The following is a 1,990-nucleotide window of genomic DNA, read 5'->3' as shown; positions in this document are numbered from 1 at the left end:
GATGCTCTCTATCAAGAGCTGAAACAACTCGACTTACAAAGACTCGAAGAGCTTCTGAATGAAGTGAGCATCAATCCGAAACAACGCCAGATCTACTCTCACCTCAAACTGATTTTCAGTAAATTGGAAGACCAAAAGCGCAATAACGATCTCTACAAACAGCTGTATGCACTGATCGGGTATGAGATTCGCGGTATCACCAACACCATCAACGGCGGTGTCCAATATCTGGTTCAAGAAACCGATGAAAACGGCGTATTGATGGCGAAGGATATTACCTCAGCATGTAGCACCTTATCTGAGTTAGCAGAAAACTATAACCGATTGATTTCACAGGGTACGGAAAGTAAGTCGAAGGAATTCTCGCTACTGAGCGTGTTGTCTGAATTGATGATTCATATTAGCGCCAAAGTTCAGAGGAACGAAGGTCAACTCGACTGCTTTATCTCTGATAATTTGCCGAACCGTGTTGAAGGCCAATCCACCAGCTTGTTCTGGATCTTGTTTCTGCAGCTTTCTAACGCCATCCAACTTAAATCAAATAAGAAGCTATTTGTGACGATTGAATCGGGTGCGGCGTCAGACATGGAAAATACCCGTGTCACCATCAATCTCAACTTCTTATCAACGCTGGATGTCTCTGTTGCCAAGCTCAATAAACTCCATTGGAGCGCACACAAAGACCATACAGCCAATACAGATGACTTAGCAAAAAGCGTTCTGAAAGATTACGGCTATTACGAGAGTCACTGGTTCCAGTCAGGGGCACAGGAACGTTTTCAGATCGAGCTTGATCTTAAAGCTAAGAATTTCCACACAGAGAAGACGCGCTTCGATGGCAAGCGTTTACTGCTGTGCGCCAATACTCAAATCCGTATCGATGTGATGAAGAAGATGCTCAGCAATTTGGGGCTCGACATCACCGAGATTCGCACTGCAAATGAGCTTTTCTCAGCGGCGAAAACATTCGGTGATTACGATGCGATTATGCTGACCGATACCTTTGAACCCAATAAGCTGCCGTCGTTGAGTAAAACGGTCAAATCTCAACTTAAGAACCACCCAAATACCAAGTTACTGTTGTCAGTGACCAACACTCAGCAAGCACAAGAGTGTCATAGCTTCGTCGACAAGATCATCAACGCCCCTGCTATCCCTTACGAGTTCATTCCAAACCTACTCACCATTATGGAAGCGGAAGCATCGGAAGAACAGATGGAGAACAGCTCATTCCTTATCGTTGAGGATGACCGAGTTCAGCAGATCTTACTGAAACGAATTCTTACCAAGCAAGAGTATGAACCAGACACCGTTGGCGATGGTGCCGATGCCGTGAAGCACTTCATGAATAAACGTTCTGACATCATCTTCATGGATTGCATCATGCCGGGTATGGGCGGCATCGAAGCAACAAAACGCATTCGCCAATTCGAACAAGAGAACGAGAAAAACCCTTGTACCATCATAGGTGCAACCGCATTGACCAGCAGTAACGAACACCAGGCTTGTATTGAGGCCGGAATGGATTACGTGATCAGCAAACCTTATAAAAGCGACCAAATCATCAAGGTGATCAACAAGTATGTGGCGGTACAGAAACTTAACTAGCAGCATCATAGCTGCACTCGCATTCAGCACGACACCTTCAGCATCGGCGACTACCTTGCTTGAGGCGGTAGAACTCGGCCTGCAAAACAGCCTGTCTCTTCGCGCCAGTGATAAAGGTGTGGAAGAGAACGAATACAACATTGGGATCAGTCGCTCTAAATTTCTGCCTTCACTCAATGGTGCTGCCGATACCACATGGAACGAGAATGAAACCTTGCTATCGAGCGTACCCGATGAAACCTCTAGCTATAACTCAAACAGCTACAGCCTTTCGTTATCCCAGTCCATATTCAATCTTGGTGACATTTTTAAATATGGGACGGCAAAACTCGACTTCAATATTGAAGAGATTAAACACGAGAACAAAGTCCAAAGCACCATT

2 protein-coding genes are annotated in these 1,990 nt (G+C 45.3%); both read left to right on the top strand.

Features of this window, described 5'->3' with window-relative positions:
* A partial coding sequence (locus AB4653_RS19985) for a response regulator (protein ID WP_372105132.1) occupies nucleotides 1-1,608 on the top strand: 1,608 nt, incomplete at its 5' end.
* A partial coding sequence (locus tag AB4653_RS19980; RefSeq protein WP_372105130.1) for a TolC family protein occupies nucleotides 1,583-1,990 on the top strand: 408 nt, incomplete at its 3' end. The genes AB4653_RS19985 and AB4653_RS19980, both read left to right, overlap by 26 nt.

The organism is Vibrio sp. 10N.222.48.A3 (assembly GCF_041475345.1).
In the GTDB taxonomy this organism is placed as follows: Bacteria; Pseudomonadota; Gammaproteobacteria; order Enterobacterales; family Vibrionaceae; genus Vibrio; species Vibrio tasmaniensis_A.
The sequence above is the reverse complement of the archived record's forward strand: the minus strand, read 5'-3'. Positions and strand labels throughout refer to the sequence as shown.